The sequence below is a fragment of the Microbacterium sp. MPKO10 genome, from assembly GCF_026107415.2.
Taxonomy (GTDB): domain Bacteria; phylum Actinomycetota; class Actinomycetes; order Actinomycetales; family Microbacteriaceae; genus Paramicrobacterium.
On record NZ_JAPCHX010000004.1, the window covers coordinates 297,868 to 323,764 of the forward strand.

Sequence of the window (25,897 nt, forward strand, 5' to 3'; positions counted from 1 at the left end):
CTCCGGAACCTGACCCATTCTGCCAGACTGAGACGCATGGCTTCTCTTCGCATTGGCGTGCTCGGCGCCGCCGATATCGCTCCTCGCGCGCTCATCGCTCCCGCTCGGGACAACCCCGACACGGTCGTGGCGGCCGTCGCGGCGCGTGACCTGAGCCGCGCGCGATCCTATGCACACGAGCACGGAATCCCAACAGCCTTCGGCTCGTACGACGATCTGCTCGCATCAGACGATGTTGACGCCATCTACGTCCCGACACCGAACGGGCTTCATGGGCGGTGGACTCGGGCGGCCATCGCCGCGGGCAAGCACGTCCTGTGCGAGAAGCCATTCGCCGCCAATGCCGACGAGGCGCGCGAAGTCGCCGCTGTCGCTGCCGGTTCCGGTCTCGTGGTCATGGAGGCGTTCCACAATCTCTACCACCCGGTCACGCGCTTCATGCAGGACGTCATCTCCAGCGGAGAGCTCGGCAGCATCCGGTCTGTCGAATCGGACTTCGCGTTCTCGATCCCGGATCAGCCAGACAATGTGCGCTGGAGTCTTGCGCTTGCCGGCGGCGCGCTCATGGACGTCGGGTGCTATCCACTGCGTCTCATGCGCGCGCTGGGGCTGGGCGAGCCCCGCGTCCTGTCGGCAAGCGCTACGGAGTTCGCTCCCGGCGTCGACGGGTCGATGGTGGTCTCGGTTCAGTTCCCGGGCGGGGCGACCGGCACAGCATCCAGCTCGATGATGCGTGAGGCACATATGTCAGCGACGATCACTGGCGAGCGCGGCACTCTCGTGTCAACGCATCCGTTCCTCCCGCACGAGGGAAACGAGTTCACCGTGACGACGACGGAGGGCGCTCGCGTCGAGAAGGTCACGAACGAGACGACGTATGCGTACCAGCTGCGGGCATTTGTTGCCGCCATTCGTGACGGCTCCCCCGTCGTCTCCGATGCCCAGGATGCTGTCGCGACGATGAGCCTCATCGACGATGCGTATCGGACTGCAGGGATGCCGTTGCGGCAGCCCCGCCTCGATTGACGCTCGTCAGCGCACGCCTGCGGTGGTCCCGCCCGGGCCGCCGCTGATGCCGACGTCGAGGTTCTCGCCGCCGAGCGGTTCGCTGCGCCAGTCGACGAGCGACCATTGACCGGCGGTGCCGTTGAGCACGATCATGCCGGTATTGTGCAGCGGGTTCTCTGAGGCAAATCGCTGTGTCGCCTGCGCCTGGGCGGCTGCCCATACGCGCAGCACCTGTCCGTGAGCGATGATCGCAACGGTCTCATCCCCTGTGGCCGATGCTTCATCGACGACGGCGTCGAAACGCCCGAAGACATCGTGCCCGCTTTCGCCGCCGGGAACCCGCTCGTTCAGGTCGCCATCGATCCAGGAAAACGAGGCGCTGTGGTATTCGGCCACAGCATCCTGGTCATTGCGCATCTCGAGGTCGCCCGCGTAGATCTCGCGGATGCCGTCGCGCACCGTGAGCCGTCGGTCGAGGGTCTCGGCCAGAGGCGTGGCGGTCAGCTGTGCCCGCACCTGCGTCGAGGCGAAGATCGTGCCGATTCGCTCCCCCTCGAGAGCGCGCGGGATCGCCGCCGCCTGCGCGAGGCCCAGCTCCGTCAGTCCGGGCCCGGGAACCGCCGTGTCGAGACGTCCGGCGACATTCGACGGGGTCTGTCCGTGACGGATCAACAGCAGTCTCATGCGGGGCTCCTTGCAGGCTCTCAGTCTCTCTCGATCCTATGACGGACCGCCTGAAGAACCTGTGGGCGCCGACGGCGCAACGGTGCCCCTGGAGGGACTCGAACCCCCAACCGTTTGCTTAGGACGCAACTGCTCTTCCATTGAGCTACAGAGGCAAACGACAGACAGTCTACCGTCTCGAGCACCTCACGCGGCGACGGCAGGAGCGAGATACTGCTCCCACTGCGGCGCAGCCCCTTCGGCACCGCGCACAGCCCAACCCGGGCCGTAGGGCATCCGCGGCGTGACGCGCAACTGCCAGCCCATCTCTGCCGGTGTGCGGTTGCCCTTCGTGCTGTTGCAGCGCAGGCAGCAGGCGACGAGGTTCTGCCAGCTGTCCTCTCCCCCGCGCGACCGTGGCACGACGTGGTCGATGGTCGTGGCGTTGGTGCCGCAATAGGCGCAGCGATGCAGATCTCGTTTCAGCACGCCACGGCGCGTGACGGGAATCCGGCGGCCGTAGGGAACCTTGACGTATCGCGTGAGCACGATGACGCTGGGTCTGTCGTAGCGCACGGACACTCCCCACACCGGATTGTCCTCGACGATCTCGACGACAGCTGCCTTCCCGCAGAGCACGAGCGCGAGGGCTCGGCGGAATGACACCACTGCGAGTGGCTCGAAACCAGCGTTCAGTACCAACGTGCGCATTGCGCTTCCTCTCGAATGGCCGTGACGGCTTCCCGGTAATTCGACACATCAGCGACGCGCGGCAGGGGAGGGACGGAAACACAAAAGGCACTGCCCGCTGGGCAGTGCCTTCCTCGAGCCGCAGTGCGGCCTATCTCTCCGACAGGGCGGTGAGCAGAGAAGTCTCGTATGTCCATGGGATGGACACCGGGTATTCCGCTCATCGCTTCACTCACCTCCAGCGAGTCGTCTGAGCCTTAGATTAACCCACGAACGACACGCCCGAGTAATCGGGCGCGCCGTTCGTCAGGTCACCGCCGAGATTTCGCTCGGCGTTTACCGTCCTCAGATGCGGACGATGTAGTAGTTGCTGGTCCAGATCGGGCGGATGCTGACATGCCCGCCCGGCTTCGGGGCATCCAGGATCATCCCGTTGCCGGCGTAGAAGCCGTCGTGCCCGTTCATGATGACAAGGTCACCAGGCTGAGCCTGCGATGTCGGGATGCGCGTGCCCGCCGCAGCCTGGCCGGAGACTCCATGCGGAAGCGAGATGCCGTACTGGCCGAAGACGTACATGACGAAGCCGGAGCAGTCGAATCCGGCCGGGGTGGCGCCGCCGTACACGTACGGCGTTCCGATGTACTGCTTCGCTGTGTTGAATACGGCTGAGAGGCTGTACGAGGTCGAGGGCGGGGCGACAGGACCGGGAGCGCTGGTTCCGCCCGAGTCCTGCGATGACGAATTCTTCGCCGCCTCTTCGGCGCGCTTGGCCCGCTCAGCTGCGGCTTTCGCCTCAGCCGCGGCATCGAGCTCGTCTTGGGTCGTCGCCGAGTACGTGTCGCGCGCGATCGAGGTGATGCTTGCTGCCGTACTCACGTTCAGCTCTTGTGCTCCGACCGTGCGGTCGCTCTCTGTGGTCAGCGGTGCGGCCTGGCTGGCGGGCGCGAACGTTCCGGGGAGCGCGAATGCGGCGCACAGTCCGGGCACAACGATCATCATGACGAGTGTCGAGCGCCAGCGCTGCCAGGCTGTCGGGCGAGTGCTCGGTGCCGCTGAGGCGGGGGCTGTTCTCGCCGCGGGACGGTCGAGGGGCGTTCGTGCGGAACTGGAACCCGTGCGCGGGGCGCTCACCGGGGTGCGGACGATGGCCGACTTCGCCTCGGCGGCGCGGCGTTCACGGCGGGTGAGGGGTCGAGTGTTCGAGGGGGCTGCGAGATCAGAGTCGGTGGATAGGGCCACGGGTTCCTCCGGCGCCCTTTCAGCTTTCACTGACTCGTCCACGCATTGTTATCGCGGGTTTCGGCACCGGGGACGAGTTTCAGCAGGGCGCCCGGTGACGTTCCTCAGGACGTACGCCTCAGGACCTACCCGAGATTACGGCATCCGCCGCGAATTGTCACGTTTGTGCAACGTTTTCCCGAATTTTCCCGCCTTCAGTCGGCGAGCGTCGTTACGGAGCCGTCACGTAGATGTGCGTCGCCACCTCGGGCGGAAGCTCAATGCCCTCATCGACTCCGTCGATGGTGACGACGATATACGAGCCGTTCTTCGAGAATTCCCCGGCGTTTCCCGGGACGACACCCGCGTGCTTCAGCTGAGCGAGCAGCTCGGGTTCCAGCTGAGCCGGCTCTGCGAGGCGGCGGATGCTGGCACGGCGCGGTTCATCGGCATCGCGCACAAGGGTGACGAGGTTCACCACGCCCTGAGAAAACGCGATTCCAGGGCTCTCTCCGAATTCGTCGAGTCCAGGGATGGGCGTTCCATAGGGAGACTCCGTGGGGTGGTTCAGCATGTCGAGCAGTTTGCGCTCGACCTGCTCGCTCATCACGTGCTCCCAGCGGCATGCTTCTTCGTGTACGTACTCCCATTCGAGTCCGATCACATCGTTGAGAAGACGTTCGGCGAGACGGTGCTTGCGCATCACGTGGACGGCCTTTCGCCGACCGTCATCGGTCAGCTCAAGGTGACGATCGTCGGAGACGACGATGAGTCCATCGCGCTCCATGCGCCCGACAGTCTGGGACACCGTCGGCCCAGAATGTCCGAGGCGCTCGGAGATGCGCGCACGCAGCGGGACGATACCTTCTTCCTCCAGTTCGAGGACAGTACGCAGGTACATCTCGGTCGTGTCAATAAGGTCGGTCATCAATGCCTCCCCCGGCAATGCTCTTGTATTCGTCAAGCCTACCGGGAAACACAGTGAGTCTTGAATCCGTCAAATAAACTCCGCGAGCTCGCGTGCGTAGAATCGATCTATGCCTGAGATCGTGATTCCCGCTGACATGCTGCCCGCTGACGGACGATTCGGCTGCGGCCCGGCGAAGATCCGAGCCGAACAAGTCGACGCACTCTCAGATGCGGCAACCGGACTTCTGGGGACGTCACACCGTAAGTCACCGGTCAAGAACCTCGTCGGCAGCGTGCGCGAGCAGATCGCCCAGCTTTTCTCGATCCCGGACGGTTACGAGGTCGTTCTCGGCAACGGCGGATCGACAGCGTTCTGGGATGCCGCGGCATTCGGGCTCATCGAGAAGCAGTCGCAGAACATGACGTTTGGTGAGTTCGGCGGCAAGTTCGCCAAGGCGGCCGCTGCTCCCTGGCTGACGGCTCCCGATGTGCGCAGCGCTGAGCCAGGATCGCTGGCCGTGCCATCACCCGTCGAGGGTGTGGACGTGTATGCGTGGCCGCACAACGAGACGTCCACGGGCGTCATGGCTCCGGTCACCCGTGTCCGTGGCGATGATGGTGCTCTCACGGTGATTGACGCAACGAGCGGAGCGGGCGGTCTTGCCGTCGACGCTGCCGACACAGACGTGTATTACTTCGCGCCGCAGAAGAACCTCGGTTCGGACGGCGGATTGTGGCTCGCCCTCTTCTCACCTGCGGCTCTCGAACGCGTCGAGCGGATTGCAGCATCCGACCGGTACATCCCGGAGTTTCTGAGCCTGAAGAACGCCGTCGACAATTCACGGCTCAATCAGACTCTCAACACCCCCGCTGTCGCAACGCTCCACCTCTTGGACAGCCAGTTGCGCTGGATCAACGGCAATGGTGGCCTCGACTGGGCGGCCGAACGCACGGCGGAGTCTTCGTCAGTGCTCTACACCTGGGCGGAATCCGTCTCGTATGCTCGCCCCTTCGTCTCTGACCCGGATCATCGTTCGGCCGTCGTCGTGACGATCGACTTTGATGACTCGGTCGATGCGGCCGCCGTCGCTGCTGCGCTGCGCGCCAACGGGATCGTCGACACCGAGCCTTATCGCAAGCTCGGTCGTAATCAGTTGCGCATCGCGACGTTCGTCTCGATCGATCCCGACGACGTTCGCAAACTTATTCAGTCCATCGAGTTCGTCGTCGACGCTCTCTGACTGCCGGGGCCAAGCGCCCGGGCAGTGAGTGGCCACCTCAGCAGCTCGAAACCGAGGACAACCGTGCGCACCGGGGGCCACCGAGCACGAGGTGACGCCTTGAGGCCCTGAGGCGACGCTCTCACCTGCTAGCGCTACGTCGTCAGGGTCGTCCAGCTTGCGCTGCGTCGTGCGTCGTCAGGGTCGTCGGGCGCGATGCGGCTCGACCGCATCATCGCGAATGCCGCGGTGTTGCGTGTGCTCTCGGTAGCCCTCAGGAGCGGCGTCGGCCACGTGACCGTCGCCGACCACGACCACCGCCGCCACGACGTGAGCCTCGTCGTCCGCCACGGCTCGATCCGCTGTCGCTGTCAGAGCTGTCGCTGTCAGAGTTGTCGTTGTCAGAACCGTCACCGTTGTCTGAACCATCGTCGTCCGGCCCGTCGTCATCTGAGCTGTCGCCCGAGTCGTCGCCGTGGGAGTCGCTGTCCTCGGCGTCATCATCCGTGTCGCTCTGGTCATGGTCGGAGTCTCGGGCGGGCTCGTCGAACTCGTCAACGTCCACGCCGTCGAGGTCTCCCGCGTGGAGACGTGAGCGGTGTTCGGCCACGTCGTCATCATCGTCGTCATCGTCGTCGTCGGAATCCTGGTCGTCAGCCTCCGCCTCTGCTGCCTCACGCGCGGCTTCTTCCTGCTGCGCTCGATACTCGGCGAGCCGCTCAGACCAGGGCACCCAATCGGGTGCGAGCAGTGACGAGTCGCCCGGCATCAATTCAGACTCGACAACAGTCGGCTCACCGTCGTCGACGCGTGTCAGCGTCACGGTCCAGAACCATCCCGGGTAACCGTCAAGGCGATTCTCGAAGAGCAGCGAGAGCGTGTGCTCGTCTTCCACGGTGTGTCCGGCAAAATCACCGACATCCTCGGCGTCGACGACATCGAGGAGCGCACGGCGCGCCGTGTCCACCGCGTCAAGCAACACGGGATCTGGCTCGATCACGGCAGACTCAGCAGCATCCGCGTTCTCGCCCTGTTCAGCGCTGTCACCCGACTCGATGCCGTCTGCCGGTGCAACCCTCTTAGTCCCGTCCGCGCTCTCGAGTGGCGTGGCATCGTCGTCCGCCGACGCGGCGCTTACCGTCGGCTCGGCCGCCTGTGCAGATGTGACATCCGCTGCCCCTGCAGTGCTGCCTTCCAGCCCTGCACTGTCTGACGGTTCCGCGGTCGCAACCGAGTCCGTGGTCTCACCCGCACCCGTGCGTTCACCCGGTTCCGTGGTCTCCGCCGGCCCCGTGCCCTCTGAGGACTCCGAGTGCGCTGGTGGCTGGGCGCTGGCCGACGGATTCGTTGCCTCCGCAGCCTGGAGATTCTCCGTCCCCTGCGCGCTCGAGCGCTGCTCGTCGTTCGTCGTCTCGTCGTTCGTGTCAGGCATCAAGTTCGTCCGCTACGCGGCGCAGTACGGCCGCGACCTTTCGTGAGTGTGCGTTGTCAGGGTAGTGCCCCTTGCGAAGTGTTCCGCTGACTCCATCGAGAATCTTCATGAGGTCCTCGACGATCACCACCATGTCATCGGCGGGTTTGCGGTTCATGCGAACCACGCTGTGCGGCTGGTCGAGAAGGCGCACCGAGAGCGCCTGTGCGCCGCGCTTGCCTTGCGCGACACCGAACTCGAGACGGGTTCCGGCCCGCAGACTCGTGACGCCCTCGGGAAGCGCGGAGGCATGGAGGAAGACCTGTTCACCGTCTTCACTCGTGATGAAGCCGAAGCCCTTGTCTTCGTCGTAGAACTTGACCTTGCCGGTGGGCATGGAGAACCTCACTGTGGAAAAGAGGCGCTGAGTGCGCCTGGTGTGCGCCGGCGGAGTGTCACCGTCGGCGAGCAGGGGCACCCTGCTCTTCTCCATCGTATTCGCTACGGGCGCGTGGGGCCTATCCTGGAGAGCGTGGCTTCCTCTGATTCTGAACCGTCGACCGGCACAGCACAGCGCGTTCTCGCGTACGTCCTCGTGAGTGTCGTGATTCTCTCGGTTGCCAGCTTCTTCGCAATCATGATCGGAACGTGGAGCGGCATGGCGCAATCCGACTTCGGAACGGGGTTCTGGCCCGTCGTCGCGATGACGCCGTACATTGGCCTGCCGCTGGCAATGCTCGTGTTGATTGCGTTGTTGATCTCCGGCGCCGTCAGCCGCAGTCGGCAGGCGCGCCGCCGATGACGGGAGTCCAGGCATGACAGACGCTCTGACCGTCGCCACGCACCTGCGGGCGGCGAGCGATGACGATCTTATTCGTCTCTGCCTGGCTCGCGGCATCACCGATGGAACACGAATCAACGACTTTTTCGACCTCGCGGAACGCCTGCTCGAGCGTCAGCGAGTGGAGCGCACGATGCGCACATGCGACAGGCGGATGCTGCTGGCGCTTTCAGCTGCCGCCGAGATCGGTGCCCCACACTCCGTGAGCGAGCTGACCACCCGCATAGAATCGCTGGGCGAGGGCACCGATGCCGCGGCCGAGGCTGCGGACGGTCTCGCCCGTGCGGCGCTGCTGTGTCTCGTTGTGATCGATGACCGAGTGCACCCACTCGATATCGTCGGCACCGTCCTCGGTGATCTGCGGGGGCGCGGGCTCCCGGCGACGCATGACCTCGCCGATCACCCGCCGACCGTGCTGAATCCTGTCGGAGAGTCCGATCGCGTCGATGCTCTTGCAGGCGAGCGTGCGTTCACGACGACGACAGCTGCGGGAGAGATCATCGCCGAGGTGCGTCGAGCACCGGCGAAGGAACTCGGCCGCGGCGGTCTCGCCCTTCCAGACACACGACGGCTCGCGTCAGCGACGGGCATCGACTTCGACGACGTCGGCCCTGTGCTGGCCATTGCGGAAGCGGCGGGTCTCGTCGCCCTGGAGGACAGGTATTGGGCGCCCACACCCGCGGGCATCGACTGGCTTGAGCTCACGACAACGGAACGCTGGGTGCGCCTCGCCGACGCTTGGCGCGACGGCATTCCCGACGATGCGAAGCCACTCCTGACGACGCGCCACGACACCCGATGGGCTAGCACGGCTCGTGCGCAGGCGCTGTGGCTCTATCCCATTGGCGGAGACGTGGTCAGGGCCCGCGTGGAACGCCTCATCGCCCACGCCGAAGCGCTCGGCATCATTGCTGATGACACGCTGTCGCGTGCCGGACGGGAACTTTTGGCGGGCCACTCCGGTGACGCCGTTGAATACGTGCGCGCGGTGCTGCCGCACGAGGTCAGCCAGGTTTACATTCAAGACGATCTGAGCGTCATCTCCCCCGGCCCGCTCCTGCCGTCACGCGACACGCGACTCCGTGCCATGGCCGACATCGAATCCCGTTCCCAAGCCACGACGTACCGGTTCAGTCGCGCGAGCATCGATCGCGCACTCGGAATGGGCGAAGACGAGGCGAGCATTTTCGCATTCCTCACCGAGCTGTCACTCACGGGCATCCCTCAGCCTCTGCACTACCTCGTCACCGATGTCTCCGCGCGCCACGGGCTCTTGCGGGTTCGTGAGAATCCGCACGGCAGTCCGGCGCGCAGCAGCATCCGGTCCACAGACGACGATCTGCTCGAGACCCTCACGGTCGATCAAAACCTCGCGCCGCTGGGTTTGCGCCGTGCGGCACCGGGCACACTGGAGAGCCGGTTTTCGCGCGACGTCGTCTTCTGGGCACTGCAGGATGCCCGCTACGCAGTGTCGGCCGAAGACACCGCCGGTCGACTGGTGCGCGTCACCCGGCACCATATCGCCGCTGCCCCCGTCGACGACGAACCCGACCTCACCGAGCTGGTGGAGCGTCTGCGTGCCTCGGTCAAAGGCACGAGCGCCCATCCAGACGATGCGTGGATCGTCCGGCAGCTCGAACTGGCCGTGCGCAGCCGCACGACTGTCGTCGTGTCAGTCGCAATGCCGGACGGATCGACTGTTGATCTGCCCCTGGAGCCGACCGGGATCGGCGGCGGACGGCTGCGCGGCCGGGACAACGCGGCGGATGTCGAGCGGACACTTCCGCTCTCCAGCATCCGCTCGGTGTCGCGAGCCGACGGCTGAATGCTCTTCTCAGCGTGCGGCGCTAAGCTAGAACGCTATGTCTGACGGCCCCCTTATCGTTCAAAGCGACCGCACGGTGCTCCTCGAAGTCGCGCATCCCGACGCAGAGGACGCGCGGCACGCTCTCGCCGTTTTTGCCGAGCTCGAGCGCGCCCCTGAGCATGTGCACACCTACCGCATCACACGGCTCGGTCTGTGGAACGCACGAGCTGCGGGCCACCGGGCACACGAGATGCTCGCCACGCTGAACGAATACTCGAAGTTTCCGGTGCCCCAGACGGTGTCGACAGACATCGAAGACACCGTGTCGCGGTACGGCCGCCTTGTGATCGAACGCGACGGCGACGGTGAGCTCGTGCTCTCGAGTCAGGATGCCGCCGTGCTCACCGAGGTGTCACGGTCGAAGCGCATCAGCCCGCTGCTCATCGGGCAGCCGACCGAGACAAGCTATCTCATCGAACCATGGGCGCGCGGCCAGGTGAAGCAGGAGCTCGTGAAGCTCGGCTGGCCCGCTGAGGATCTCGCCGGCTATACCCCGGGAACGCCCTTTGAGATCGACCTGCACGAGGACGGCTGGGCGCTTCGCGACTATCAGCACAAGGCGATCGACAACTTCTTCGACGGTGGCTCCGGCGTCGTGGTGCTGCCGTGCGGCGCGGGGAAGACGCTTGTGGGCGCCGGCGCAATGGCAACGGCAGGCACGACCACATTGATTCTCGTGACGAATACGGTGGCCGCACGGCAATGGCGAGACGAGCTGCTGCGCCGCACGAGCCTCACCGAAGACGACATCGGCGAGTACTCGGGCGATGTCAAAGAGGTCAAGCCCGTCACGATCGCGACGTATCAGATCCTCACCTCGCGGCGGAAGGGCCAGTACACTCACCTCTCGCTGCTCGATGCCCTCGACTGGGGGCTCGTCGTCTACGACGAGGTGCATCTGCTCCCTGCCCCTGTCTTCAAGCTCACTGCCGATCTGCAGGCCCGGCGGCGCCTCGGTCTCACGGCGACGCTGGTCCGCGAAGACGGCCGAGCAGGCGACGTCTTCAGCCTGATCGGCCCCAAACGGTTCGACGCGCCATGGAAAGAAATCGAGTCGCAGGGCTACATCTCGCCCGCCGAATGCTTCGAGGTGCGCGTCGATATGCCGAAGGCCGATCGTCTCGAATACGCGGCCTCCGCCGACAACGAGCGGTATCGTCTCGCCGCGACGACCCCGGCGAAGATCAGTATTGTGAAGCGACTGATCGACAAGCATCCGGATGAGCGCATCCTCGTGATCGGCCAGTATCTCGACCAGCTTGAGGAGCTCTCGGATGTTCTGGGCGCGCCGAAGCTCACCGGCGAGACGCCGAACGATGAACGCGAACGCCTCTATCAGCAGTTCCGCGACGGTATCGAACCGGTGCTCGTGGTCTCGAAGGTGGCAAACTTCTCGATCGACCTGCCCGAGGCGACTGTCGCTATCCAGGTCTCCGGTTCGTACGGGTCACGGCAAGAGGAAGCACAGCGCCTTGGCCGTCTGCTGCGCCCCAAGACGTCAGGTCTCACCGCGAACTTCTACACGCTCGTCTCGCGTGACACGCTTGACCAGGACTTCGCGCAGAACCGTCAGCGTTTCCTCTCGGAACAGGGCTACAGCTACTCGATTCTCGACGCCAGCAGCATCGCCGCGTAGCTTACGCCCGCACGTAGCGCAGCAGCAGCGTGCCGTCGCCGGCAGCGACGACATGGGCAAGCGACAGCGAGCGCAGCGTCTGGTCGTCGCCCGCGAGAATCCGGGTCGCTGCTCCCCCGACGAGTGTGGGGCTCACGGTGAGACACAGTTCGTCGACCGCGTCATCGCGCACGAGGTCGCCAAAGAGATGCGGCCCTCCTTCGCTGTGCATCTGCGGCAGGCCTCTGGCCGCGAGCGCCGCTCGCATCGCTGCCCCTTCCACGCGCTCGGCGCCGCACTCCAGCACATCAGCGACGTCTGAGAGTCGGGCACGACGCCCCGCATCAGCCGCGTCGCACGTCAACACGATTGGGCGTACCGGGGCCTCCGTAAAGATCGCGCTCTCCGGGTCCAGATCGAGACGGTGCGAGACAATGGCGAACACCGGCTGCTCGGGCAGCCCGCGCGCGATCCTCTCCTCGACAGCATCCACCCGCATGGGGCCATACCCTTCCGCGCGAATCGTTCCCGCGCCCACGATGATCACGTCGGCGAGAGTCCGGAGTGCGTCGAACACTGTGTGGTCGGCGTCCGTGCCGAGCCCTCCCGAGAGCCCATCGACGGTCACCCCACCGTCGGCGCTCGTGACGAAGTTCATGCGCAGCCACGGCTGGGATCGATCCTCGACCGCATACCAGTCGGCAATCGCCATCGAGTCGGAAGACGATTCTCCGGGCATCGGCCAGACACGCGTCAGTTCACTCATTGCGCTCCCCCATGTTGTGCCGCAGGTACGCGGGTTCGCGCATCCCGAGGATCGCCTCGGCCATGCGCACGGCGGCGACGGATTCCCGCACATTGTGCATCCGAACGATCCGCGCGCCCTGCGCGATGCAGAGGGCGGCAGCCACCAGCGATCCCTCCACCCGGTTGTCCCGCTCCGCGTCGAGACTCTCGCCGATGAAGTCCTTGTTCGACACGGCGACGAGCGTCGGATACCCGAGATCGACGATCGGGCCGAGCCGTCGCGTGATCTCTAAGCTGTGCAGCGTGTTCTTGTTGAGGTCGTGCCCCGGATCGACGATGATTCGCTCGGGCGGAATTCCCGCGTCGAGCGCGCGCTGAACGCGGCTCTCCAGGGCGTGGGCGACCTCGGCCGAGACGTCTGCGTACTGAGGCGTCGCGTACGGAGTGCGCGGTGCGGCGCGACTGTGCGTGATCACGATGCTCGCGGCACTGTCCGCGACGACGTGTGCCAGCTCGGGATCCGACAGCCCGGTCGTGTCGTTGATGACGTCGGCACCGGCCCGGATGCTGCGGCGTGCCACCTCCGCGCGAAATGTGTCGACGGAGATCACGATGCCGGATGCTGCGCGCACAGCCTCCACGACCGGCACCACACGTTCTGCCTCCTCTACCGCCGGAATCTCCGGACCCGGCGCGAACGGTGCACCGCCGATATCGACCCAGTCGGCGCCGGCGCGCTCCGCGTCACGGCAGGCGGCCACGGCGCTGTCGAGCTCGAACGTGCGCCCTTGGTCATAGAACGAATCGGGTGTTCGGTTCACGACGGCCATGACGGCGACCTCGCGCGAGAAATCAAAGAGGCGCCCTCCGATCTGCCGCCGGGCATTCATGATCGCGGGAAGTGCGGGCAGATCATGCGGGGAAGGCTCGGTCATGCTTCCATCGTGCCGCATCCAGGGATTCCCGGGGACATCGTCGTCAACGAATGGAAAACTACCCAGCCCGCTCACAGAAACCTTGCAGATACTGGGGACATGACAGGACCACGCATCCTCATCGTCGATGACGAGCCCAACATCCGCGACCTCCTGACGACCAGCCTGCGCTTTGCCGGGTTCGCCGTCAGAGCCGTCGGCAACGGCGCGCAGGCCATCTCAGCCGTCCTTGAAGAAGAACCGGACCTGATTATTCTCGACGTCATGCTTCCGGACATGAACGGCTTCGGCGTCACTAAGCGTCTCCGTGCTTCCGGCTACACGGCACCGATTCTCTTCCTGACGGCGAAGGACGACACCGAAGACAAGATCACCGGTCTCACCGTGGGCGGCGACGACTACGTCACCAAGCCGTTCAGCCTCGATGAGATCGTCGCGCGCATCAAGGCAATTCTGCGCCGCACCATGCAGGCGGACGAAGACGCCATCATCCGCGCCGGCGAGCTCACCATGGATCAGGACACCCACGAGGTCTTCGTCGGCGACACCGCCGTCGAACTCAGCCCCACCGAGTTCAAGCTGCTGCGCTACCTGATGCTGAACCCCAACCGCGTTCTCAGCAAGGCGCAGATCCTCGACCACGTGTGGGAATACGACTTCAACGGCGACGCTGGCATTGTCGAGAGCTACATCTCGTATCTGCGCCGCAAGCTTGACCAGTACTCATCCGAGCCTCTGATCCACACGAAGCGCGGATTCGGGTACATGCTGAAGACGAGCAAGCAATAGCCTCAGGGTATGAAGGCATTAGCCGACTGGTGGAACTCGATAACACTGCGCAGCAAGATCACCGGTGTCACGGTGATCGTGCTCACATTCGGGTTGCTTGTCACCGGCGCCGGCACGGTCATCATCCTGAAGCAGGCGCTCATCGAGCAGGCCAAGGCTGAACTCGTCGCGTTCGCCGCAGGCGACATCTCGCGCTACATCGATGTCGACGATGAAGGCGAACGGCACGTCAGAGAGACGAACGAGTACTACATCGCGCTCTACGACCCAGACGGCAACCTCATCGACCACAACTGGGATGACCGAGAGTCACGCCTGCTCCCCCGGCCCACGACGGGGATGATCAACATCGCCGACGCTATCTCGACGCATCCCCGTGTCGTGACAAGCAGCATTGGCTCCGATTACCAGGCCGTCACCGTCGTCACCGACTCCATCGACGATCGCGGCACAAACGGTGTCGTCTTCATCGCGCGCTCGATGCGCGGGCCGGACAGCGTCGTCGCCACCTACCTGACGATCTACTTCGGTCTCGGCCTCGGCGTCATCGTGCTCGGCGCTCTCATCACACGCGTCCTCGTCACGAACACGCTCCACCCGCTGCGCGAGGCCGAGACGACGGCCGCGCACATCGCTGGCGGCGACTTCAGCCAGCGCCTCACCCATATGACCCCGAACACCGAGGTGGGCCGGCTGAATCGCTCACTCAACACGATGCTCAACCGCATCGACGGTGCGTTCAAGGATCGTGCGCAGACAATCGAGCAGATGCGCCGCTTCGTCGGCGATGCGAGCCACGAGCTGCGTACGCCTCTCGTGACGGTGCGCGGCTATGCCGAGCTGTATCGCATGGGAGCCCTCGAGAAGCCCGAGGACGTCGCTCAGGCGATGGAGCGCATCGAGAAAGAGGCCGTCCGCATGAGCGGCATGGTGCAGGACCTCCTGGATCTCGCTCGCCTTGACGAAGCCCGCCCACGGGAGCTCTCGCGCATCGATCTCACGCCACTGGCAAAGGATGCTGTCATGGACGCACGGGCGTCCTACCCTGGGCGCCCCGTCTCGTTCGTCATCGACACCCCACCGGATGCCGCGAAGCCTCCCGAGCCCGTTCCCGCCCCTGAATCACCCGAGCCTGCCACCCGCACCGTGACGAAGCCCACGGGATCAAGCGGCAACACAGGCCCGATCGCCCTCGCCGGTGCCACATTCGCCCGCTTGAGGGGCCGCCGCCCGCGCAAGGGGCAGACCGAGGAATCGCCGGCTCCGCTCACCGTGGACCCCGTCACGCACATGACGGCATCCATCCCGACGGTTCCGGCTGTCGTGATGGGCGAAGAGAACAAGATCCGCCAGGTCATCGCGAACCTCATGGGCAATGCGATGCGCTTCACCCCCGAGGGAAGTCCGATCGAAGTGGGTGTGTCGGCAAACCCGCTCACGGGCATGGCGACCGTGGCCGTGATCGATCACGGCGAGGGTGTCCCCGAGCCGATCCGTGAGAAGATCTTCCAGCGCTTCTGGCGCGCTGACTCCTCGCGAACGCGCGAGACGGGGGGAAGCGGGCTCGGCCTCGCGATCGTCTCGTCGATTGTGGCCGCGCATGACGGCACCGTTGACGTCGACGAGACCCCAGGCGGGGGCGCAACCTTCCGCATCCGCCTCCCTCTTGCCTCGACGCCCCCCGAATCCTCTCCGACTCCCAGCGACTGAATCTCGTCCACAGGGACGCTGTCAGTCGCGGTCATCCACAGATCAGCAGATCTGCGGCCTTGTGCTGCCGCCCGCTGGATACCGTCGAAGCAGCCCAAACGAGAGGAGTGACGATGAGCAAATACGCGGTCGACAGTGAGGCCGTCCAGGCGGCAAGCGCCAGCATCCGAGGAGTCACAGAGCAGCTTCGTGCCGATGTGAACACCCTGATGGGACAGATCCAGAACCTGCAGTCCCAGTGGACAGGCCAGGCGGCAAGCGCCTTCACGGCAGCCGCTCACGACTGGCGTACGACGCAGGCGCGTGTCGAGGAGTCCATCAATGAACTGAACATGGCACTTGCTCAGGCCGGCTCGCAATACGCCGACGTCGAGCTGCAGAACACCGGCATGTTCGGTCGGTGAGACACATAACAATGGGCGCCTCCCGAAGGAGGCGCCCATTGCTGTGGTGTGAATCAGACTCTAGAAGTCCATGCCACCGGTCGGATCAGCCGGAGCCTGCTGTCCCGCCTTCTCAGGCTTGTCGGCGACAACAGCCTCGGTGGTGAGGAACAGGCCAGCGATCGAGCCGGCGTTCAGCAGAGCCGAACGCGTGACCTTCACCGGGTCAGCAATGCCCGAAAGCAGCATGTCCTCGTACTCGCCCGTTGCGGCGTTGAGGCCGAAGCCGACCTCAAGACCGCGAACCTTCTCGGCGACAACGCCCGGCTCGAGACCAGCGTTCATGGCGATCTGCTTCAGCGGAGCATCCACGGCGACCTTGACGATGTTCGCACCGGTCACCTCGTCGCCCTCAAGCGACAGCTTGCCGAATGCCGTCTTTCCGGCCTGGATGAGCGCAACGCCACCACCGGCGACGATGCCCTCTTCGACAGCTGCCTTCGCGTTGCGGACAGCGTCCTCGATACGATGCTTGCGCTCCTTGAGCTCAACCTCCGTCGCGGCACCTGCCTTGATCACGGCTACACCACCCGCGAGCTTCGCGAGACGCTCCTGGAGCTTCTCACGGTCGTAGTCGCTGTCGGTGTTCTCGATCTCCTTGCGGATCTGCGAAACGCGTCCGGCGATGGCCTCGGCCTCGCCGCCGCCCTCGACGATCGTGGTCTCGTCCTTTGTGACGACGACCTTGCGAGCACGGCCGAGCAGGTCGAGCGTGACGTTCTCGAGCTTGAGGCCGACCTCTTCGGAAACGACCTGACCGCCTGTGAGGATGGCGATGTCCTGAAGCTGTGCCTTGCGACGGTCGCCGAAGCCTGGAGCCTTGACGGCAACGGACTTGAAGATTCCGCGAATCTTGTTGAGCACGAGCGTGGCAAGAGCCTCACCCTCGACGTCTTCCGCGATGATGAGCAGCTGCTTGCCAGCCTGGATCACCTGGTCGACGACGGGGAGCAGGTCCTTGATGTTCGAGATCTTCGAGTTGACGATGAGGACGTACGGGTCCTCGAAGACTGCCTCCTGGCGGTCCTGGTCAGTCACGAAGTAACCGGAGAGGTAGCCCTTGTCAAAGCGCATACCCTCGGTCAGCTCAAGCTCGGTGCCGAAGGTGTTCGACTCCTCAACGGTGACGACACCTTCCTTGCCGACCTTGTCGATTGCCTCGGCGATGATCTCGCCGATCTGCGGGTCAGCGGCCGAAATCGATGCCGTGGCGGCGATCTCGTCCTTGGTCTCGATTTCCTTGGCCGCGTTGAGCAGCTCGTCCGAGACGGCACCAACGGCCTTCTCGATGCCGCGCTTCAGAGCGATCGGGTCGGCTCCAGCTGCGACGTTGCGCAGTCCTTCGCGCACGAGAGCCTGAGCGAGAACGACCGAAGTGGTGGTTCCGTCGCCAGCGACGTCGTCAGTCTTCTTGGCGACCTCCTTGACCAGCTCTGCGCCGATCTTTTCGTACGGCTCGTCGAGCTCGATCTCCTTGGCGATCGACACACCATCGTTCGTAATGGTGGGGGCGCCCCACTTCTTCTCGAGGACGACGTTGCGACCGCGCGGCCCAAGGGTCACCTTGACTGCGTCGGCGAGCGTGTTCAAGCCACGCTCGAGGCCGCGGCGGGCCTCTTCGTCAAAAGCAATGATCTTTGCCATCGTGAGTTTCGTCCCTCCCGGACGTGAATGAACGTTCTTAGCACTCCACGACTGGGAGTGCTAATGGCAATTCTGGCACTCTGCACCGTCGAGTGCAAGCTACGACGCTGCTGCGCGTTTCGCCCTGGGCATAACCCGATGAGATCATCCGTCTGCAGAGTAGTCCGCGCCAAGCACGACGACGATCTGCGAGACATCACCAACGCTGAATTCGGATGAGTACGTCACCGTCTCGATGCCGAGCGTCTCAGCGACCCCGCGCGCTGCACCCTCGAGCTCCTCATCGTCGTAGTAAACGACGGACTTCTCAAGGCTGTCGTCACTCGCATTGCTTGCCGTGACATTCGACGGCGTCCATCCTCCCTCACCAAGCAGTTCCTTGACGTCGCTCGCCAATCCCGCGGTCGTCGTACCATTGAGCACCTGGACGAGCGACTCGGGATCAATCGTCGGCTCAGCGGTCGGCTCCGGTGTCGTCTTCTCCGGTGTCGGCGTCTGGGATGGCTCGCTTGCTCCGGGAATCACCTGGTCGAGATTGAGTCTGTCCGTTGCGAGGCTGAGACCGAAGATTCCGAGGGCGATCAAGATCACCGTGGCCAGTGCAGCCCACAGAAAGCCCACAAAGCGGCGTCCGCCTGGCGCTCGATGCGCACCGACGCGCGGCGAACGCGGAACATCATCGAAGCGGTCTCTGGGGTGGGAGCTGCCCATGCGGTGGAGTCTTCCTTCGTTCGGAGTCGGCCGTGGCTAGTGGTCCGAGGACGTTCGCCTGCGCCGCGCCTGCACGCGCTGGTCGCGCAGTCGCAGCAAACGCTTCACAAGCATCGGATCGTACACGAGTGCTTCGGGGCGTCGGATCAGAGCCGCCAAAAGTTGATAGTAGCGGGCCGACGACACATCGAAGCGTTCCCGGATCGCTTGTTCCTTCGTCCCGGCATGCTTCCACCACTGTCGTTCAAAGTCGAGGATGGCCCTGTCGCGCGCACTCAACCCGGCATCGGCCTGCTCTCCGGCCTGGGTATTGCGCTCGTTCGACACCATCTCTGCCCTTCCGCCGCCATCCTAGTTGGGGCGCCCTGAGTGAAACACAGGAACATTCCGGACTCGCCGCGGCTTAACGTGTTAACAGCACACAGTGATCGATGTTCAGGAGCGTCCATGAGCGAGAAGCAGATGAAGACCGAAGACCAGTGGCGCGACGAGCTCACGCCAGAGCAGTACGCGGTGCTGCGCGAGGCAGCGACCGAACGCCCGTGGACGGGCGAACTTCTTGACGAGTCCCGTTCCGGCGTCTACAACTGCGCCGGGTGTGGTGCCGAATTATTCAAGAGCGGCACGAAGTTCGACTCCGCCTGCGGATGGCCGAGCTTCTACGAATCTGTGCGCCCCGAAGCAGTGACACTGATCGAGGATCGCAGTCTGGGAATGGTGCGCACCGAGGTACGTTGCGCCACATGCGACTCACACCTGGGCCACGTCTTCGACGATGGTTTCGGAACACCGACCGGTGACAGATACTGCATGAATTCCCTGTCGCTGTCGTTCACACCGGAGTCGTGACGCCACAGACCGTTCACTGTTCCCCAGATCATCCAAGAGGGAAGGCGATAACAGTTTCAGCAGAGTGGATCGAGCATCGCAGGCCCGACGGGGAACGTGTGGGGTGGATGCTGCAGCAGGGCGACGACTTCGTCGCCGTCGACCTGCTGGGGCGACACGTCACTGGTCCCGTGGACTGGCTGACGGCCGAAGAGAGCCTTGACGAACTCGGCATCGGCTACCTTGCCGACCCGTATCGACTGACGCTGGAGAATGGTGACAGCATCCGGGTCCGGCTCGCCGAGGTCAGCCCTACGCGCATCACGGCGAAGCTCGACGACTTTGGCGCTGTCGGCGCCCCGCAGTTGTACTACGAGCTGGAGTTTCCCGCGCCCGACACGCTGCGCCCGTGGGGCTCAGAGCCCCTGATCTGGCCGTCTGGCACCACAGAATAAGAAGCTGATGCAGCGCGGGCCCGGTCCTCCTCGTGGAGGCCGGGCCCGTTTTTGGAGCCGCCTGCGAGAATCGAACTCGCGACCACATGATTACAAGTCAAGTGCTCTACCAACTGAGCTAAGGCGGCGGGACTTATCCATCATAGGGGTAGTTGGGCATCGACGTGAACGTCAGCCTTCGTCTGTTTCCGTCGACGTGGGCGTCGGAGTCGGAGTCGCCGTCTCTCTGGTCTCACTGTTCGTCGCGACGACGAATGCCTGGAACTCCTCTTCGTCGGTCAGAGACCCCGTGTAGTGCTTGCCGTTCACGAGAATGGTCGGTGTCGCCTCGACCCGGTCGACGTCGGTTCCCGGCAGCGGGCCATTGACGGCACGATCGGTAGCTGCCTTGACCCAGGTAGAGAAGTCCCGATCCTCGACACAGTCAGCGATCGATGAACTGCCGGCCTTCTGAGCGAGCGAGACCAGCTGGTCGTCTGTCAGGCCCGGCGTCCCTTCCTCTGGCTGCTCTTCGAACAACGCCCGGTTGAACGCGAAGTAGGCGTCCGGAGAGGCATCGGCGACGCATGCTGCCGCATTGGCCGCTCGCAGCGAGTATTCAGTGCCCTGCGACTTGCTGGTGAGAACGGCGATGGGGTGGATCTCGAGCACGGCCGCACCGGAGTCCAACCATTTCTCAATCTGATCGATATTCGATGTCTCGAATGCCTCGCACAGCGGGCACAGGTAATCCACGTAGATCCGGATGTGTGCAACCTCGGGGTCCACCGTCGTCGCAATCGGCGACTCATCTGCCTCGAGGGCCGATGTGGTCACGGCTTCCTGGTTCGCTCCGATCACGATTCCATCGCTCGCCATGTTCTTCGGCCCGCCGACATCCGGTTTGATCGATGACACGACGATGACAACGACAGCGACGATGGCGGCGATGACGAGGATGCCGATCCCGCCCTGGAGCAGCAGCCGGTTGCGCAGATCGCGCTTACGCTGCTTCTCGCGGAGCTGACGCGCCTTCTCACGCACGTGCGTGCGCTTGCTCGCCGTCTCGCCCATCTCACCGTCGCCGGCCATAGATCCTCGCTGCTTGTCTCGGGTTGCGCTCGCGGCGGTCGTGACCGTCGGGAACCGCGCGCGCAAATACCTTCCGATGGTAGTGCGACCCGCTGGGAAAACCCCAAACCGCTCGACCGGTCGTCATCGATTCAGACACTGGCCCGGTTCGTGCAATACTGATGTGTTAACGCGGTGAGGATGCCGCGTTGCGGGGCAGCAATGGCCCGCTCCGTCACTCGGATCGTCCGGCACGTACCTGCCGGTGAAGGAGAAGCAACTCATATGTCGTCGGTAACTTTCGACAAAGCCACCCGTGTCTACCCCGGTGGTACCCGCCCCGCAGTCGACCAGCTCGACCTTGACATCGCCGACGGCGAGTTCCTCGTGCTCGTCGGTCCCTCCGGTTGCGGTAAGTCCACATCGCTCCGCATGCTCGCTGGCCTCGAAGAGGTCAACGATGGCCGCATCATGATCGGTGACCGCGACGTCACCGACATTCCCCCGAAAGACCGCGACATTGCGATGGTCTTCCAGAACTATGCGCTCTACCCGCACATGACGGTCGCCGAGAACATGGGGTTCGCCCTGAAGATCGCCGGCGTCAACAAGGCAGAGCGCGCGGAGCGCGTTCAGGAGGCCGCGAAGCTTCTCGACCTTGAGGACTACCTCAGCCGCAAGCCGAAGGCCCTCTCCGGTGGTCAGCGTCAGCGCGTCGCCATGGGCCGCGCCATCGTCCGCCAGCCTCAGGTGTTCCTCATGGACGAGCCGCTGTCGAACCTCGACGCGAAGCTCCGCGTGCAGACGCGTACGCAGATCGCATCGCTGCAGCGTCGTCTCGGCGTCACCACGGTGTACGTCACGCACGACCAGACAGAAGCCCTCACCATGGGCGACCGCATCGCGGTGCTCAAGGATGGCCTCCTGCAGCAGGTCGGCACGCCGCGTGATCTATACGAGAAGCCCTCGAACGTCTTCGTTGCCGGCTTCATCGGTTCGCCCGCAATGAACCTGCTCACCTCCAGCGTGCGCGACGGCGGCGTGCAGTTCGGCGCGACAGTCGTTCCCGTCGAGCGCGAGGTGCTCAACGAGGCGACGAGCAAGGACGTCACGATCGGCGTTCGCCCCGAGGACATCGTCGTGTCGAACAACCCGGGTGACGGGCTCGAAATCGACGTCGACCTCGTCGAGGAGCTCGGCGCTGACGGATACCTCTACGGCCACGCAGAGATTGACGGCTCACGCCACGACATCGTCGCTCGTGTCGATGGCCGTATCCACCCGAACGCGGGCGACAAGGTCTACATCGCCCCGACGGCACACCACGTGCACGTCTTCAACATCGAGTCGGGCGAACGTCTCGGCAACAAAGCAGTCATCAGCGACTGACGACCTTGTGCGCCGGTCGGCGGGTGCTTTCGCACCCGCCGACCGGCGCACACATTAACGCATGAGTGCATCTCTGAACATCACGTCGGCTACCGTCGACCCCGCCCTTCTCGACCTGCCCTGGGCACTTCCTCTCGAAGACTGGCCGTCCGAGAACATCGCGTCCCTCCCCAAAGGGATCTCGCGCCATCTCGTGCGCTTCGCCAACCTCTCCGGCTACGTGATCGCCGTCAAAGAGACGACGGCCGACATGGCCACGGGCGAGTACGAGATGCTGCGCACCCTGCAGAAACTCGACATCCCCTGCGTCGACCCGGTTGCCGTGATCACGGGACGGCGCACAGCCGAAGGCGACGAGCTTCGCCCGGTTCTCGTCACGCGCCACCTCAAATTCTCTCTGCCGTATCGCGCGCTGTTCAGTCAGCAGCTGCGCCCCGACACGGCGACGCGCCTCGTCGATGCCCTCGCAGTGCTTCTCGTGCGCCTGCACATCGCCGGATTCTTCTGGGGCGACGTCTCTTTGTCGAACACGCTCTTCCGCCGCGACGCTGGCGCTTTCGCCGCCTACCTCGTCGATGCCGAGACCGGCAAACTGTACGAGGGCGGACTGTCCAACGGTCAGCGCGAGAATGACCTCGAGATCGCCCGTGTGAACATCGCCGGTGAGCTTATGGATCTCTCGGCCGGCGGCCGCACTGATGAAGAACTCGACCCGGTGGCCGTCTCAAACGGGATCGTCGACGCGTATCGCTCGCTCTGGCGGGAACTCACCGGAACCGAGCAGTTCTCGTCGAACGAACGGTACCGCATCAACGAGCGTGTGCAGCGCCTCAACGCACTCGGTTTCGATATCGAAGAACTCGCCATCAGGACCGATGAGAGCGGCAGCCAGGTGCGGATCCAGCCGAAGGTCGTCGACGCGGGGCATCACCAGCGTCGCCTCATCCGCCTGACGGGCCTGGACACCGGTGAGAACCAGGCCAGACGCCTGCTCAACGACCTCGACTCCTACCGGGCGACGACGGGCAAACAGGACGACGACGAAGAGGCTGTCGCTCACGAGTGGCTTATCCGCGTCTTCGAGCCGGTCGTGCGCTCGATTCCCCGCGAGTTGCGCGGCAAGCTCGAACCGGCGGAGGTCTTCCACCATCTGCTCGAGCACCGATGGATGCTGTCGCAGACAGAGCAGCGCGATGTTCCCCTGGCCGAGGCCCTCACGTCGTACATCAACACGGTCCTGCGGCATCGTCGCGATGAGGCGACGATGATCAATCCGCCGACGGGCGCGCTCACGGCGGCCATCGACATTCCGGATGACGACGACGGGGACTGGCGCGAGAAGGTTTAGGCGCCCGCCTCGGCGCGCAGCTTCGCCACCTCGTAGAGAGTGACGGATGCTGCAATGCCGGCGTTGAGCGACTCGGTCGCCGCCGAGATGGGAATCGACACGATCGCATCGCAAGTCTCCGAGACGAGCCGGGACAGCCCCTTGCCTTCGCTGCCGACGACGACCACGAGCGGCCGGTCGGCGAGCGAGAATGCGTGCAGGTTCATGTCTCCCCCGCCGTCGAGGCCGACGACGAAGGCTCCCTGCTTCTTCATGTCTTTGAGGGCCTGCGTGAGGTTCGCAGCGCGGGCGACGGGGAGTCGTGCTGCTGCCCCGGCCGAGGTCTTCCATGCCGCTGCCGTCACACCGGCAGAGCGTCGCTGCGGAACGATCACGCCGTGTCCGCCGAACGCGGCGGTTGACCGGATGATGGCACCGAGATTGCGTGGATCCGTGATTCCGTCAAGCGCCACGAGAAGCGGCTGCGTCGTTGATGAGACGGCGCGCTCGAACAGTTCTGCGGGGTGCGCGTACTCGTACGCGGGGACGGTGATGGCGACGCCCTGGTGCACGGAGTCGAACCCGCCCATCCGATCCAACTCGGGCCTCGTGACCTCAAGGATGGGGATGCCCTTCCCCGTCGCGAGCGACAGGATCTCCTTCACCCGGTCGTCCATCTCAATGCGCGAGGCAAGATACAGCGTCGTCGCGGGTATGCGTGTGCGGAGCGCCTCGAGGACCGAGTTGCGCCCGGTGACCGTCTCAACCTCATCAGAACCGGACTTCTTAGTCTGCGCACGCTGCGGCCGCGCGGCGGGCTTGCTGCGCCCCCCGCGCGAAGAGTCCAGGCGCTCACGCGCCGCCTTGCGCTTGCCCGCAGGGTGATACGTGCGGTCCTCCGCTTTGGGCGTCGGGCCGCGCCCTTCGAGCGCCTTGCGGCCGAGACCGCCCGTGCCCTTCGACGGCCCCTTCTTGCCTTTGCCCCCGCCGGGGCGTCCCTTGCTAGCCATCTGTGCTCCAATGCGCACCCGAAGGTGTGTCTTCGATCGTGATTCCGCTGCCCGCGAGAAGGTCTCTGATGCGGTCAGCCGTGGCGAAGTCGCGCTCGGTTCGCGCGGTCTGCCGTTGGTCGATGAGTGCCTCGACGAGACGCGTCAATGTCGTCTCGTGCGCGGCGTCGCTCGTGCGCGTCCACGGCTCGGCGTTCGGGTTGATGCCGAGGACGTCCGTCATTGCCGTGACCGCCCCAAGGGCGGAGGCAGCAGCCGAGAGCTCGTCAGCGTCGATCGCCGCGTTCCCGGCCGTGACGGTCTCGTGCAGCACAGCGAGTGCCTGGGGAACGCCGATGTCGTCGTCCATGGCCTCGGCGAAGTCGTCGGGGATCGCGGGCTCGCCCGTCGCCCAGAAGCGGGTTCCCGTCAGTCGGCGTGTGGCGCGCTCGATGAAGCCCGTGATGCGGTCGAGAGCGGCACCTGCCTCAGCGAGCGAGCCGCTGGTGTAATCGATCGTCGACCGGTAGTGCGCCTGCCCGAGGTAGTACCGCACGACGATTGGCGAGGCGCTGGCGAGAAGCTCAGAGGCGTACACAGAGTTGCCGAGCGATTTCGACATCTTCTGCCCGTCGATCGACACAAGCCCGTTGTGCACCCAGTACCGCGCGAAGCCGTCCCCGGCAGCCGTCGACTGAGCGAGTTCGTTCTCATGGTGGGGAAAGCGCAGGTCGAGACCGCCGCCGTGAATGTCGAACGAGTCGCCGAGGTAACGGCGAGCCATAGCGGAGCACTCGATGTGCCAGCCGGGGCGCCCGGCTCCCCACGGGCTCGACCACATCGCTGATTCTGGCTCTTCCGGTTTGTGGCCCTTCCAGAGCGCGAAGTCGCGCGGATCGCGCTTGCCCCGAGGATCCGCGTCGCCCGCATCCTCCATCATGTCGACATCCTGGCGCGTCAGCGCACCGTAGTTCGTCCACGACCGCACGTCGAAATACACGTCGCCCGAACCGTCCTCGGAGACGTAGGCGTGGCCCGCGTCGATCAGGCGCGCGATGAGCTCGTGCATCTGCTGGATGTTCGCTGTCGCCCGCGGCTCGTAGGTGGGGGGAAGGATCCCGAGCGCCCGGTATCCGGCGGTGAATTCGAGCTCCATCCGGTAGGCCAGCGCCCACCAGTGCTCGTCCTCCGTGGCGTTGACGAGCACCTTGTCGTCGATGTCTGTGACATTGCGCACCATGGTCACGCGCAGCCCCCGGTAGGTGAGCCACCGGCGCAGAATGTCGTAGACGAGCGCCGACCTCAAGTGGCCGATGTGCGGCGACGACTGCACCGTTGGCCCACAGACGTACATGCCCGTCTCCCCCGGGGTCAACGGCGTGAAGTCACGCAGGGTCTGCGTCTTGGTGTCGTACAGTCTCAATGCCACGCATCAAGC

General features: G+C 64.6%; 26 protein-coding genes and 2 tRNA genes. 12 read left to right on the forward strand and 16 right to left on the reverse strand.

What is annotated here, in order from left to right:
• The first annotated feature begins 36 nt into the window (after window positions 1–36).
• Complete coding sequence (locus tag OK352_RS09560) at window positions 37–1,026, forward strand: Gfo/Idh/MocA family protein (protein WP_265141242.1); 990 nt, start codon at window positions 37–39, stop codon at window positions 1,024–1,026.
• A 6-nt stretch (window positions 1,027–1,032) separates the two neighbouring features.
• Here OK352_RS09560 and OK352_RS09565 read toward each other — a convergent pair whose 3' ends face one another.
• The 5 genes from OK352_RS09565 to OK352_RS09585 form a co-directional block, all read right to left on the reverse strand.
• Window positions 1,033–1,692 (reverse strand): histidine phosphatase family protein, encoded by a 660-nt coding sequence (locus OK352_RS09565; RefSeq protein WP_265141243.1) that lies wholly within the window; start codon window positions 1,690–1,692, stop codon window positions 1,033–1,035.
• A gap of 83 nt (window positions 1,693–1,775) precedes the next feature.
• A tRNA-Arg gene (locus OK352_RS09570) sits at window positions 1,776–1,847 on the reverse strand.
• Window positions 1,848–1,878: 31 nt separating this feature from the next.
• Window positions 1,879–2,382 (reverse strand): HNH endonuclease, encoded by a 504-nt coding sequence (locus tag OK352_RS09575; protein ID WP_265141244.1) that lies wholly within the window; start codon window positions 2,380–2,382, stop codon window positions 1,879–1,881.
• A gap of 324 nt (window positions 2,383–2,706) precedes the next feature.
• Complete coding sequence (locus OK352_RS09580) at window positions 2,707–3,600, reverse strand: C40 family peptidase (RefSeq protein WP_265141245.1); 894 nt, start codon at window positions 3,598–3,600, stop codon at window positions 2,707–2,709.
• Between the two features lie 211 nt (window positions 3,601–3,811).
• Window positions 3,812–4,507, reverse strand: a complete 696-nt coding sequence (locus tag OK352_RS09585) for an iron-dependent transcriptional repressor DtxR (RefSeq protein WP_265141246.1) — start codon at window positions 4,505–4,507, stop codon at window positions 3,812–3,814.
• A 109-nt stretch (window positions 4,508–4,616) separates the two neighbouring features.
• Between OK352_RS09585 and serC the strand changes: the two genes are divergently transcribed.
• Complete coding sequence (gene serC / locus OK352_RS09590) at window positions 4,617–5,729, forward strand: phosphoserine transaminase (protein ID WP_265141247.1); 1,113 nt, start codon at window positions 4,617–4,619, stop codon at window positions 5,727–5,729.
• A 253-nt stretch (window positions 5,730–5,982) separates the two neighbouring features.
• Here serC and OK352_RS09595 read toward each other — a convergent pair whose 3' ends face one another.
• Complete coding sequence (locus OK352_RS09595) at window positions 5,983–7,140, reverse strand: DUF3027 domain-containing protein (protein ID WP_265141248.1); 1,158 nt, start codon at window positions 7,138–7,140, stop codon at window positions 5,983–5,985.
• On the reverse strand, window positions 7,133–7,516 hold the full coding sequence (locus OK352_RS09600; RefSeq protein WP_265141249.1) for a cold-shock protein: 384 nt from the start codon (window positions 7,514–7,516) through the stop codon (window positions 7,133–7,135). The genes OK352_RS09595 and OK352_RS09600 overlap by 8 nt, the downstream gene beginning before the upstream one ends.
• Before the next feature lie 135 nt (window positions 7,517–7,651).
• Here OK352_RS09600 and OK352_RS09605 point away from each other — a divergent pair, with 135 nt between their 5' ends.
• The 3 genes from OK352_RS09605 to OK352_RS09615 are packed head-to-tail and all read left to right on the forward strand — an operon-like array spanning window position 7,652 to window position 11,463.
• Window positions 7,652–7,921: a multidrug ABC transporter ATPase gene (locus OK352_RS09605; RefSeq protein WP_265141250.1), complete on the forward strand. Its 270-nt coding sequence runs from the start codon at window positions 7,652–7,654 to the stop codon at window positions 7,919–7,921.
• Between the two features lie 13 nt (window positions 7,922–7,934).
• The gene (locus tag OK352_RS09610; protein WP_265141251.1) at window positions 7,935–9,785 is read left to right on the forward strand and encodes a helicase-associated domain-containing protein; all 1,851 of its coding nucleotides are present in this window, start codon (window positions 7,935–7,937) and stop codon (window positions 9,783–9,785) included.
• 37 nt (window positions 9,786–9,822) lie between these two features.
• Window positions 9,823–11,463, forward strand: coding sequence for a DNA repair helicase XPB (locus OK352_RS09615; RefSeq protein WP_265141252.1), 1,641 nt, complete (start codon window positions 9,823–9,825; stop codon window positions 11,461–11,463).
• A gap of 1 nt (window position 11,464) precedes the next feature.
• On the opposite strand, the gene OK352_RS09620 is transcribed toward OK352_RS09615, so the two are convergent.
• Together OK352_RS09620 and folP are read right to left on the reverse strand one after the other, a co-directional pair.
• Complete coding sequence (locus tag OK352_RS09620) at window positions 11,465–12,208, reverse strand: pyrimidine reductase family protein (protein WP_265141253.1); 744 nt, start codon at window positions 12,206–12,208, stop codon at window positions 11,465–11,467.
• Entirely contained in the window at window positions 12,201–13,124 is a 924-nt protein-coding gene (gene folP, locus OK352_RS09625) for a dihydropteroate synthase (RefSeq protein WP_265141254.1), read from the reverse strand. The genes OK352_RS09620 and folP overlap by 8 nt, the downstream gene beginning before the upstream one ends.
• A gap of 99 nt (window positions 13,125–13,223) precedes the next feature.
• Here folP and OK352_RS09630 point away from each other — a divergent pair, with 99 nt between their 5' ends.
• The 3 genes from OK352_RS09630 (at window position 13,224) to OK352_RS09640 (ending at window position 16,027) form a co-directional block, all read left to right on the forward strand.
• Entirely contained in the window at window positions 13,224–13,913 is a 690-nt protein-coding gene (locus tag OK352_RS09630) for a response regulator transcription factor (protein WP_265141255.1), read from the forward strand.
• Between the two features lie 9 nt (window positions 13,914–13,922).
• On the forward strand, window positions 13,923–15,623 hold the full coding sequence (locus OK352_RS09635; protein WP_265141257.1) for a sensor histidine kinase: 1,701 nt from the start codon (window positions 13,923–13,925) through the stop codon (window positions 15,621–15,623).
• Window positions 15,624–15,736: 113 nt separating this feature from the next.
• Window positions 15,737–16,027, forward strand: a complete 291-nt coding sequence (locus OK352_RS09640; RefSeq protein WP_265141259.1) for a WXG100 family type VII secretion target — start codon at window positions 15,737–15,739, stop codon at window positions 16,025–16,027.
• 60 nt (window positions 16,028–16,087) lie between these two features.
• Here the strand turns inward: OK352_RS09640 and groL are convergent, their stop codons facing one another.
• The 3 genes from groL to OK352_RS09655 all read right to left on the reverse strand — a co-directional run bounded on the left by groL (window position 16,088) and on the right by OK352_RS09655 (window position 18,751).
• Window positions 16,088–17,710, reverse strand: coding sequence for a chaperonin GroEL (groL, locus tag OK352_RS09645; RefSeq protein ID WP_265141260.1), 1,623 nt, complete (start codon window positions 17,708–17,710; stop codon window positions 16,088–16,090).
• Between the two features lie 144 nt (window positions 17,711–17,854).
• Window positions 17,855–18,421 carry a LytR C-terminal domain-containing protein gene (locus OK352_RS09650; protein WP_265141261.1) on the reverse strand — a complete coding sequence of 189 codons (567 nt, stop codon included), beginning with the start codon at window positions 18,419–18,421 and terminating at the stop codon, window positions 17,855–17,857.
• A 36-nt stretch (window positions 18,422–18,457) separates the two neighbouring features.
• Entirely contained in the window at window positions 18,458–18,751 is a 294-nt protein-coding gene (locus OK352_RS09655; protein WP_265141262.1) for a DUF3263 domain-containing protein, read from the reverse strand.
• Window positions 18,752–18,868: 117 nt separating this feature from the next.
• Between OK352_RS09655 and msrB the strand changes: the two genes are divergently transcribed.
• The gene (gene msrB / locus OK352_RS09660) at window positions 18,869–19,270 is read left to right on the forward strand and encodes a peptide-methionine (R)-S-oxide reductase MsrB (protein ID WP_265141263.1); all 402 of its coding nucleotides are present in this window, start codon (window positions 18,869–18,871) and stop codon (window positions 19,268–19,270) included.
• 107 nt (window positions 19,271–19,377) lie between these two features.
• Entirely contained in the window at window positions 19,378–19,704 is a 327-nt protein-coding gene (locus tag OK352_RS09665; RefSeq protein ID WP_265141521.1) for a hypothetical protein, read from the forward strand.
• Window positions 19,705–19,756: 52 nt separating this feature from the next.
• On the opposite strand, the gene OK352_RS09670 is transcribed toward OK352_RS09665, so the two are convergent.
• Together OK352_RS09670 and OK352_RS09675 are read right to left on the reverse strand one after the other, a co-directional pair.
• Window positions 19,757–19,832, reverse strand: a tRNA-Thr gene (locus OK352_RS09670).
• Window positions 19,833–19,875: 43 nt separating this feature from the next.
• Window positions 19,876–20,775 (reverse strand): DsbA family protein, encoded by a 900-nt coding sequence (locus OK352_RS09675; protein WP_265141264.1) that lies wholly within the window; start codon window positions 20,773–20,775, stop codon window positions 19,876–19,878.
• Window positions 20,776–21,039: 264 nt separating this feature from the next.
• Between OK352_RS09675 and OK352_RS09680 the strand changes: the two genes are divergently transcribed.
• Both OK352_RS09680 and OK352_RS09685 read left to right on the forward strand, forming a co-directional pair.
• On the forward strand, window positions 21,040–22,143 hold the full coding sequence (locus tag OK352_RS09680; protein WP_265141265.1) for an ABC transporter ATP-binding protein: 1,104 nt from the start codon (window positions 21,040–21,042) through the stop codon (window positions 22,141–22,143).
• Window positions 22,144–22,204: 61 nt separating this feature from the next.
• Window positions 22,205–23,491, forward strand: a complete 1,287-nt coding sequence (locus OK352_RS09685) for a DUF4032 domain-containing protein (protein WP_265141266.1) — start codon at window positions 22,205–22,207, stop codon at window positions 23,489–23,491.
• Here OK352_RS09685 and rlmB read toward each other — a convergent pair.
• Both rlmB and cysS read right to left on the reverse strand, forming a co-directional pair.
• On the reverse strand, window positions 23,488–24,480 hold the full coding sequence (gene rlmB, locus OK352_RS09690; RefSeq protein WP_265141267.1) for a 23S rRNA (guanosine(2251)-2'-O)-methyltransferase RlmB: 993 nt from the start codon (window positions 24,478–24,480) through the stop codon (window positions 23,488–23,490). The genes OK352_RS09685 and rlmB overlap by 4 nt on opposite strands.
• Window positions 24,473–25,888: a cysteine--tRNA ligase gene (gene cysS, locus OK352_RS09695; RefSeq protein WP_265141268.1), complete on the reverse strand. Its 1,416-nt coding sequence runs from the start codon at window positions 25,886–25,888 to the stop codon at window positions 24,473–24,475. Before cysS ends, rlmB begins: the two co-directional genes overlap by 8 nt.
• Between the last annotated feature and the right edge of the window lie 9 nt (window positions 25,889–25,897).

What these genes read in the sequence shown, in the direction of transcription:
- OK352_RS09560 (WP_265141242.1), top strand. Translation starts at nt 37, where the DNA reads ATGGCTTCTCTTCGCATTGGCGTGCTCGGCGCCGCCGATATCGCTCCT.
- OK352_RS09565 (WP_265141243.1), bottom strand. Translation starts at nt 1,692, where the DNA reads ATGAGACTGCTGTTGATCCGTCACGGACAGACCCCGTCGAATGTCGCC.
- OK352_RS09575 (WP_265141244.1), bottom strand. Translation starts at nt 2,382, where the DNA reads ATGCGCACGTTGGTACTGAACGCTGGTTTCGAGCCACTCGCAGTGGTG.
- OK352_RS09585 (WP_265141246.1), bottom strand. Translation starts at nt 4,507, where the DNA reads ATGACCGACCTTATTGACACGACCGAGATGTACCTGCGTACTGTCCTC.
- serC (WP_265141247.1), top strand. Translation starts at nt 4,617, where the DNA reads ATGCCTGAGATCGTGATTCCCGCTGACATGCTGCCCGCTGACGGACGA.
- OK352_RS09595 (WP_265141248.1), bottom strand. Translation starts at nt 7,140, where the DNA reads ATGCCTGACACGAACGACGAGACGACGAACGACGAGCAGCGCTCGAGC.
- OK352_RS09600 (WP_265141249.1), bottom strand. Translation starts at nt 7,516, where the DNA reads ATGCCCACCGGCAAGGTCAAGTTCTACGACGAAGACAAGGGCTTCGGC.
- OK352_RS09610 (WP_265141251.1), top strand. Translation starts at nt 7,935, where the DNA reads ATGACAGACGCTCTGACCGTCGCCACGCACCTGCGGGCGGCGAGCGAT.
- OK352_RS09615 (WP_265141252.1), top strand. Translation starts at nt 9,823, where the DNA reads ATGTCTGACGGCCCCCTTATCGTTCAAAGCGACCGCACGGTGCTCCTC.
- OK352_RS09620 (WP_265141253.1), bottom strand. Translation starts at nt 12,208, where the DNA reads ATGAGTGAACTGACGCGTGTCTGGCCGATGCCCGGAGAATCGTCTTCC.
- folP (WP_265141254.1), bottom strand. Translation starts at nt 13,124, where the DNA reads ATGACCGAGCCTTCCCCGCATGATCTGCCCGCACTTCCCGCGATCATG.
- OK352_RS09630 (WP_265141255.1), top strand. Translation starts at nt 13,224, where the DNA reads ATGACAGGACCACGCATCCTCATCGTCGATGACGAGCCCAACATCCGC.
- OK352_RS09635 (WP_265141257.1), top strand. Translation starts at nt 13,923, where the DNA reads ATGAAGGCATTAGCCGACTGGTGGAACTCGATAACACTGCGCAGCAAG.
- OK352_RS09640 (WP_265141259.1), top strand. Translation starts at nt 15,737, where the DNA reads ATGAGCAAATACGCGGTCGACAGTGAGGCCGTCCAGGCGGCAAGCGCC.
- groL (WP_265141260.1), bottom strand. Translation starts at nt 17,710, where the DNA reads ATGGCAAAGATCATTGCTTTTGACGAAGAGGCCCGCCGCGGCCTCGAG.
- OK352_RS09650 (WP_265141261.1), bottom strand. Translation starts at nt 18,421, where the DNA reads ATGGGCAGCTCCCACCCCAGAGACCGCTTCGATGATGTTCCGCGTTCG.
- OK352_RS09655 (WP_265141262.1), bottom strand. Translation starts at nt 18,751, where the DNA reads ATGGTGTCGAACGAGCGCAATACCCAGGCCGGAGAGCAGGCCGATGCC.
- msrB (WP_265141263.1), top strand. Translation starts at nt 18,869, where the DNA reads ATGAGCGAGAAGCAGATGAAGACCGAAGACCAGTGGCGCGACGAGCTC.
- OK352_RS09665 (WP_265141521.1), top strand. Translation starts at nt 19,378, where the DNA reads ATGCTGCAGCAGGGCGACGACTTCGTCGCCGTCGACCTGCTGGGGCGA.
- OK352_RS09675 (WP_265141264.1), bottom strand. Translation starts at nt 20,775, where the DNA reads ATGGCCGGCGACGGTGAGATGGGCGAGACGGCGAGCAAGCGCACGCAC.
- OK352_RS09680 (WP_265141265.1), top strand. Translation starts at nt 21,040, where the DNA reads ATGTCGTCGGTAACTTTCGACAAAGCCACCCGTGTCTACCCCGGTGGT.
- OK352_RS09685 (WP_265141266.1), top strand. Translation starts at nt 22,205, where the DNA reads ATGAGTGCATCTCTGAACATCACGTCGGCTACCGTCGACCCCGCCCTT.
- rlmB (WP_265141267.1), bottom strand. Translation starts at nt 24,480, where the DNA reads ATGGCTAGCAAGGGACGCCCCGGCGGGGGCAAAGGCAAGAAGGGGCCG.